At 61.1% G+C, this 7741-nt stretch carries 6 protein-coding genes (1 of these 6 only partly in view); 4 read left to right on the top strand and 2 right to left on the bottom strand.

Going from position 1 to position 7741, the window contains the following annotated elements; all coding sequences use genetic code 11:
* Positions 1-689 carry the 5' portion of a histidine utilization transcriptional repressor HutC gene (gene hutC, locus CFBP4996_RS20230; protein WP_080854041.1) on the bottom strand. It extends 37 nt beyond the left edge of the window, so only the first 689 of its 726 coding nucleotides appear in the window; its start codon is at positions 687-689; the stop codon falls past the left edge of the window.
* Positions 690-740: 51 nt separating this feature from the next.
* Positions 741-2087, bottom strand: a complete 1347-nt coding sequence (locus CFBP4996_RS20225) for a formimidoylglutamate deiminase (protein ID WP_080854042.1) — start codon at positions 2085-2087, stop codon at positions 741-743.
* 114 nt (positions 2088-2201) lie between these two features.
* Between CFBP4996_RS20225 and hutI the strand changes: the two genes are divergently transcribed.
* From hutI to hutU, 4 genes are all read left to right on the top strand, one after another.
* Entirely contained in the window at positions 2202-3461 is a 1260-nt protein-coding gene (hutI, locus tag CFBP4996_RS20220; protein ID WP_080854043.1) for an imidazolonepropionase, read from the top strand.
* Complete coding sequence (gene hutH, locus CFBP4996_RS20215; protein ID WP_080854044.1) at positions 3458-4993, top strand: histidine ammonia-lyase; 1536 nt, start codon at positions 3458-3460, stop codon at positions 4991-4993. The genes hutI and hutH overlap by 4 nt, the downstream gene beginning before the upstream one ends.
* 210 nt (positions 4994-5203) lie before the next feature.
* On the top strand, positions 5204-6007 hold the full coding sequence (gene hutG, locus CFBP4996_RS20205; protein WP_080854045.1) for an N-formylglutamate deformylase: 804 nt from the start codon (positions 5204-5206) through the stop codon (positions 6005-6007).
* An 11-nt stretch (positions 6008-6018) separates the two neighbouring features.
* Entirely contained in the window at positions 6019-7692 is a 1674-nt protein-coding gene (gene hutU, locus CFBP4996_RS20200; RefSeq protein WP_080854046.1) for a urocanate hydratase, read from the top strand.
* The last annotated feature ends 49 nt before the right edge of the window (positions 7693-7741 follow it).

The following is a 7741-nucleotide window of genomic DNA, read 5'->3' as shown; positions in this document are numbered from 1 at the left end:
TGCGCATTGCCGGGATAGGTGAAGCGCACAGAGGTGACAGCGCCCGAATTGCTCCAGGTACGGCGCTCCACGACAAGACATGCTTGCCTGTCCGAAATGCCGAGCAGGCGCGCAATCTCCTTCGACGGTGTTTCGGCGCTGATCCGGTGTTCGGCAGTGCTCCAGGGAACATGGCCGAGCAGCCAGGGGCCGGGTGTAATTTCGGTAAAGTCGGTTTCAGCCGCTTCCGGCACGGCCGTCAGATTGATGAGGCGCTGCTCGACACAGAATTCCCGTGCGCCGGCGAAATGGATGCAGAGAATGTCGAGCAAGGGTGTCCCGACGGAAACATCGAGCCGCTCACGATCCGCACTTTTCGCGCTGCGCCTTTCGCGCTCCAGGATTTTGAAGCCATAGTCGAGGCCAAGGGATTCGACCTCGGCCCCGATATCGTGAATTTGAAGAACGGCGGACTGGATCTGCGGCTGGCGAACGAAACTGCCGGATTTCTTGCGGCGTTCGATCAAACCGGCCTTGGCGAGCTGGCCCATGACCTTGTTCACGGTCATGCGCGAACAGTGATATTGATCGGCGAGGTCGACCTCGAAAGGCAACCGATGACCCGGCGGCCATTCTCCCGAAACGATCCGCCCCTCGATCTCACTGAGGATACGTTGATGCAGGGTCTGCCCGGCTGCTGCTTTCGTCACGTCCGCAATGCCTTTCCCCGCTGGCTTTTTCCTGTTTCCGCCGAGCCCATATCAGCTATCGAGAAGTTCAGCCATGACCTTGTTGAAGCGATCGGATATTTCGCGGCGATGGATATGCCGGCCGGCCTGCACGCGCTTTTTGCCGCGCACCCAAACGGAATCGACAGAAACGCCGCCCGCGAATATCCACTGATCGAGAATCTGGGATATCGGAAGATAAGAAACGGCGGAAATATCAAGAGCGACGAAATCGGCGCTTTTTCCATTTTCCAGACCATTTCGCGACGCCAGAGCCCTGCCGCCGCCTTCGAGCGCCTGCCGGAAGAGTTTTTCTCCCGTGGAATGGCCGGCATCGGCGATGACATTGCGTGCCCGATGCGAGAGACGTTGCGAATATTCGAGCGTTCGCAATTCTTCCGGCACGGAAATCAGAACGTTGGAATCGGATCCGACACCATAATGGCCGTTTTCAGCGAGAAACGCCGGAGCCGGGAAGATGCCGTCGCCGAGATTGGCTTCGGTGATCGGGCAGAGGCCGGCAACAGCACCGCTTTTTGCCATGCCGCGCGTTTCGGTTTCCGTCATGTGTGTCGCGTGGATAAGGCACCAGCGGCCATCGACCGGCGCGTTTTCAAGCAGCCATTCCACCGGTCTCGCGCCGGAAAAGGCGAGCGAATCTTCCACTTCTTTCGTCTGTTCCGCCACATGAATATGGATCGGCCCGCCTTTTGCCAGCGGCTCGATGGCTGCCAGCTCGTCGCCGGTCACCGCACGCAGGCTGTGCGGCGCTATGCCGAGGGTGGCGCCCGGCAGCCTGTCCACCACCGCCTGCGTGCCCTGCATCAGCTTTCCGTAACTGTCGAGCGAATGGATGAAACGCTTCTGCCCATCGATCGGCGCCTGGCCGCCGAAACCGGAATGGGCGTAAAAAACCGGCAGCAATGTGAGGCCGATGCCCGTCTGCGAGGCGGCCGCGCCGATACGTTCGGCCATTTCGGCGATATTGCCGTAATGCGAGCCATCCCTGTCATTATGCAGATAGTGAAACTCTCCAACCCGCCCGAAACCGGCCTCGAGCATTTCCATATAAAGCTGAGCGGCAACCGCCTCGACATGGTCAGGCGTCATGGAGAGCGCGAATTTATACATGACGGTGCGCCAGCTCCAGAAACTGTCATCGCCGGGACCACGGATTTCGGCAAGCCCGGCCATGGCACGCTGAAAGGCGTGGCTGTGAAGATTGGGCATGGCAGGGACGATGACGGCATGTCGCTCATCCTGCGGCTGCGGGGAAACGCCGGTTTCTACGGATAAAATAGCACCTTCGTCGCAGACGATGCGAACATCCTTCGCCCATCCATCCGCCAGAAGCGCTGCGCCCGCGTGAATTGCCGTCATGCCACCCTCTCCTTTGGTTCTGTCCGGCAAGGCCATTTCAAACACGAAATTGCAGCTTGCCAAGTCGATTATTATGTATATACATTTAACTCACAAAGGAAAGGCGAAAAGCAAATGCCAGGGAACAAATCTGCAAACGGAACGGCGACGGGGAACGCCACGGCTTTGTGGCGCAACGCCCGGCTGGCAACCTTCAATCCCGCCATGGAAGGCATCGGCACCGTCGAAAATGCCGTCATTGCCGTGCGTAACGGCCGCATCGCCTTTGCCGGCCCTGAAAGCGATCTGCCCGCCGATCTGGCGAAAGCCGATGAGACCAACGATTGCGGCGGCCGCTGGATCACCCCTGCCCTGATCGACTGCCACACCCACCTTGTCTTCGGCGGCAACCGCGCCATGGAATTCGAGATGCGGCTGAATGGGGCGACCTATGAAGAGATCGCCAAAGCGGGCGGCGGCATTGTTTCTTCGGTGCGCGACACGCGCGCGCTTTCGGAAGATGCTCTGGTGGCGCAGGCTTTGCCGCGTCTCGACACGCTTCTTTCCGAAGGCGTTTCCACGGTCGAAATCAAATCCGGTTATGGTCTCGACATTGAAACCGAGCTGAAAATGCTGCGCGTCGCCCGCAGGCTCGAGACATTGCGGCCGGTGCGCATCGTCACCAGCTATCTCGCCGCCCATGCGACACCTGCGGACTATAAGGGGCGCAACACCGATTATATTGGCGATGTCGTTCTGCCGGGGCTCGAAAAAGCCCATGCGGAAGGGCTGGCGGATGCGGTTGACGGTTTTTGCGAAGGCATCGCCTTTTCCGTCGGGGAGATCGACCGGGTTTTCAAGGCTGCAAAACAGTATGGCCTTCCGGTCAAACTGCATGCCGAGCAGCTTTCCAACCTTGGCGGTTCCGAGCTCGCGGCATCCCATAACGCGCTTTCGGCCGATCATCTGGAATATCTTGATGAGGCCGGTGCGAAGGCGCTGGCGAAAGCAGGAACCGTGGCCGTGCTTCTTCCCGGCGCCTTCTACGCGCTCAGGGAAAAACAATTGCCGCCGGTGCAGTCCCTGCGCGATGCCGGAGCCGACATTGCGCTGGCAACAGACTGCAACCCCGGCACTTCGCCGCTCACCTCCCTGCTGCTGACCATGAATATGGGCGCAACGCTTTTCCGCATGACTGTGGAAGAGTGCCTGACGGCGACGACACGCAACGCGGCAAAGGCGCTCGGCCTGCTTGCCGAAACCGGCACGCTGGAGGCTGGAAAATCCGCTGATTTCGCCATCTGGGACATCGAGCGTCCGGCAGAACTTGTCTACCGCATCGGTTTCAATCCGCTCCACGCCCGCATTTTCAAGGGACAGAAGGTTTCTTCATGACTATCACGCTTCACCCCGGCAATGTCACCTTAGCCGATCTAGCCGCGATATACTGGGAGAACGGCAGCGCCAAACTCGACCGCAGCTTTGATGCAGGCGTTGAAAAGGCGGCGGCCCGCATCGCCGAGATCGCTGCCGGCAATGCGCCGGTCTATGGCATCAATACCGGTTTCGGCAAGCTCGCGTCCATCAAGATCGACGCGGCCGATGTGGCGACGCTGCAGCGCAATCTCATCCTGTCGCATTGCTGCGGGGTCGGCGCGCCGCTTCCTGAAAACGTCGTGCGGCTGATCATGGCGCTGAAGCTGGTTTCGCTCGGTCGCGGCGCATCCGGCGTGCGGCTGCAGCTTGTGCGGCTGATCGAAGCCATGCTGGAGAAGGGCGTCATCCCCGTCATTCCCGAAAAGGGTTCGGTTGGGGCTTCCGGCGATCTCGCGCCGCTGGCCCATATGGCGGCGGTGATGATGGGCGAAGGCGAAGCCTTTTATGCGGGCGCGCTCCTGCCGGCCGGCGAAGCGCTTGCGAAAGCCGGACTGACCCCGGTGGTTCTGGCCGCCAAGGAGGGGCTGGCGCTGATCAACGGCACGCAGACCTCGACGGCGCTGGCGCTGGCCGGTCTTTTCCGAGCCCACCGCGCAGCGCAAGCGGCGCTGATTACCGGTGCGCTTTCCACCGATGCCGCCATGGGGTCTTCCGCACCTTTCCATCCCGATATTCACAGCCTGCGTGGTCATAAGGGCCAGATCGACGCGGGAGCGGCGCTTCGTAATCTGCTGGAAGGTTCGGAAATCCGCGTCAGCCATATCGAGGGCGATGAGCGGGTGCAGGATCCCTATTGCATTCGCTGCCAGCCGCAGGTGGATGGCGCCTGCCTCGATCTTCTGCGGCAGGTGGCCCGCACGCTGGAAATCGAAGCCAATGCCGTGACCGACAATCCGCTGGTGCTTTCAGACAATTCCGTCGTCTCCGGCGGCAATTTCCACGCCGAACCGGTGGCCTTTGCCGCCGACCAGACGGCGCTTGCCATTTGCGAGATCGGCGCAATCGCCCAGCGCCGCGTGGCGCTGCTGGTCGATCCGGCCCTCTCCTACGGTCTGCCGGCCTTTCTTTCCAAAAAGCCCGGGCTGAATTCCGGCCTGATGATCGCCGAGGTTACCTCCGCCGCGCTGATGAGCGAGAACAAGCAGATGGCGCATCCGGCCTCGGTGGATTCCACACCCACCTCCGCCAATCAGGAAGACCATGTCTCCATGGCCTGCCATGGCGCGCGCCGCCTGCTGCCGATGACGGACAATCTTTTCGCCATTCTCGGCATCGAGGCGCTTTCAGCCGTGCAGGGCGTGGAGCTGCGTGGGCCGCTGAAAACGAGCCCCGAACTGCAAAAGGTGATTGCGGCATTGCGCGTGGCGGTGCCTTCGCTGGAAGAGGACCGCTATATGGCGCCGGACCTGAAGGCTGCGGCCGAATTGATTGCCTCCGGCGCGCTGGTCGCGGCAATTTCGGACGGCATTCTGCCAAAGCTGGAGGCGTGAAATGATGAGTACTTTATCCTCCACTGCCGTGGGGTTACCCCCCTCTGCCCTGCCGGGCATCTCCCCCTCAAGGGGGGAGATCAGATGCCGCACCCGCTCGTTCTCAGATATTGTGGCGCAAGGTATTCGCCGCTTGCCGATCTCCCCCCTTGAGGGGGAGATGCCCGGCAGGGCAGAGGGGGGTAACCCCACGGCAGAAGAGGCCGATCGATGAACAGACCCTTCACGCTTCACCAGGGCACCTCGCCCATCATCCTCGGACTACCTCACACCGGTACGGATGTTCCGGCTGAGATTTGGGATCGTCTCAACGATAACGGCAAGATTCTCGCCGATACGGACTGGCATATCCATGAGCTCTATGCCGGCCTTCTCGAGAGCGCGACAACCGTAAGGGCGACCTTCCATCGTTATGTGATCGACGCCAACCGCGACCCGGCCGGGGTCAGCCTTTATCCGGGCCAGAACACAACCGGGCTTGTTCCGGAGACCGATTTCGACGGCGAGCCGATCTGGAATGAAGGACAGGAACCCGCAGCGGACGATATTGCGTACCGTCTGGAAAACTTCCACGCGCCTTATCACGCGGCCCTTGCGGCGGAAATCGAGCGGGTCAAATCCATCCACGGCATCGCCATTCTCTATGATTGCCATTCTATCCGTTCGCATATTTCCTTCCTGTTCGAAGGCAAGCTGCCGGATTTCAACATCGGCACGGATATGGGCAAGACCTGCGATCCGGCCATCGAAAAGATCGCCGTCGAGGTGACCGCCGCAGCGGAGGGTTACGACAGCATTCTGAACGGTCGTTTCAAGGGCGGCTGGACGACGCGCCATTACGGAAAACCGCAGAGTGGCGTGCACGCCATTCAGATGGAGCTGGCGCAATCCACCCATCTTCAAAGCGAGACACCGCCTTTTGCCTATGACACGGGCAAGGCCGAACGGCTTCGCTCCCATCTCAAAACCATTCTCACGCGCATGGAAAAATTTGCGTTCGACACGAAACGATAAGGGGAAGACACATGAACAATCCACGCCACAATATTCGTGATGTCCGCTCGCCGCAGGGCACTGACCTCAATGCCAAAAGCTGGATGACGGAAGCGCCGCTGCGCATGCTGATGAACAATCTCGACCCTGACGTGGCCGAGCGCCCGCATGAGCTGGTGGTTTATGGCGGCATCGGCCGCGCCGCCCGCACCTGGGACGATTTCGACCGTATCGTCGCGACGCTGAAGGATCTGAACGAGGATGAAACCCTCGTCGTGCAGTCCGGCAAGCCGGTCGGCGTGTTCCGCACCCATAAGGACGCGCCGCGCGTCCTGATCGCCAATTCCAACCTCGTGCCGCACTGGGCGAACTGGGATCATTTCAACGAGCTGGATAAGAAGGGCCTTGCCATGTACGGCCAGATGACGGCCGGTTCGTGGATCTATATCGGTACGCAGGGCATCGTGCAGGGTACCTATGAAACCTTTGTCGAGGCCGGCCGCCAGCATTATGAAGGCAACCTGAAGGGCAAGTGGATTCTCACCGGCGGTCTCGGCGGCATGGGTGGCGCACAGCCGCTCGCCGCCGTCATGGCCGGCGCCTGCTGCCTTGCCGTCGAATGCGATGAAACCCGCGTCGATTTCCGCCTGCGCACCCGTTATGTCGATGCGAAGGCGCATACGCTCGATGAGGCGCTGGCGCTGATCGACCAATGGACCAAAGCAGGCGAGGCGAAATCCGTCGGCCTGATCGGCAATGCGGCGGAAATCTTCCCGGAACTCGTCCGTCGCGGCGTTCGTCCCGATATCGTTACCGACCAGACCTCGGCGCACGATCCCGTCCATGGTTACCTTCCGGCCGGATGGACCGTTGCCGAATGGCGCGCCAAGCAGGAAAGCGACCCGAAGGCCGTTGCGGCTGCCGCTCGCGCCTCCATGAAGGTGCACGTGCAGGCCATGGTCGATTTCTGGAACGCCGGCGTTCCGACGCTCGATTACGGCAACAATATCCGCCAGGTCGCCAAGGATGAGGGCCTGGAAAACGCCTTCGCCTTTCCGGGCTTCGTACCGGCCTATATCCGCCCGCTATTTTGCCGCGGTATCGGCCCGTTCCGCTGGGCGGCCCTTTCCGGCGATCCGGAAGACATCTACAAGACCGACGCCAAGGTGAAGGAACTGCTGCCAGACAACAAGCACCTGCACAACTGGCTGGACATGGCGCGCGAGCGCATCGCATTTCAGGGCCTGCCGGCGCGTATTTGCTGGGTCGGCCTTGGCGACCGCCACCGTCTCGGCCTTGCCTTTAACGAAATGGTCAGAAACGGTGAGCTGAAGGCGCCGATCGTCATCGGACGCGACCATCTGGATTCCGGCTCCGTCGCCTCGCCCAACCGCGAGACGGAGGCCATGAAGGATGGCTCGGACGCCGTTTCCGACTGGCCGCTTCTCAATGCGCTGCTCAACACCGCATCCGGCGCGACCTGGGTGTCGTTGCACCACGGCGGCGGCGTCGGCATGGGCTTCTCGCAGCATTCCGGCATGGTCATCTGCGCCGATGGCACCGACGATGCCGCTCGCCGGCTGGAGCGCGTGCTGTGGAATGACCCGGCAACCGGCGTCATGCGCCATGCCGATGCCGGTTACGACATCGCCGTGGAGTGCGCAAAGGAACAGGGCCTGCGCCTGCCCGGCATTCTCGGCAATTGATCCTCTTTCGGCCGGAAAGAGAAACACCTCTTTCCGGCCGATCCCTCTC

It is taken from the genome of Agrobacterium leguminum (assembly GCF_005144435.2).
Classification (GTDB): Bacteria; Pseudomonadota; Alphaproteobacteria; order Rhizobiales; family Rhizobiaceae; genus Agrobacterium; species Agrobacterium leguminum.
This window is presented reverse-complemented; position numbering and strand designations above follow the sequence as displayed.

Excerpts from the sequence above, each read along its gene's own strand:
- hutI (WP_080854043.1), top strand. The coding sequence starts at position 2,202 with ATGCCAGGGAACAAATCTGCAAACGGAACGGCGACGGGGAACGCCACG.
- CFBP4996_RS20225 (WP_080854042.1), bottom strand. The coding sequence starts at position 2,087 with ATGACGGCAATTCACGCGGGCGCAGCGCTTCTGGCGGATGGATGGGCG.
- hutU (WP_080854046.1), top strand. The coding sequence starts at position 6,019 with ATGAACAATCCACGCCACAATATTCGTGATGTCCGCTCGCCGCAGGGC.
- hutG (WP_080854045.1), top strand. The coding sequence starts at position 5,204 with ATGAACAGACCCTTCACGCTTCACCAGGGCACCTCGCCCATCATCCTC.
- hutH (WP_080854044.1), top strand. The coding sequence starts at position 3,458 with ATGACTATCACGCTTCACCCCGGCAATGTCACCTTAGCCGATCTAGCC.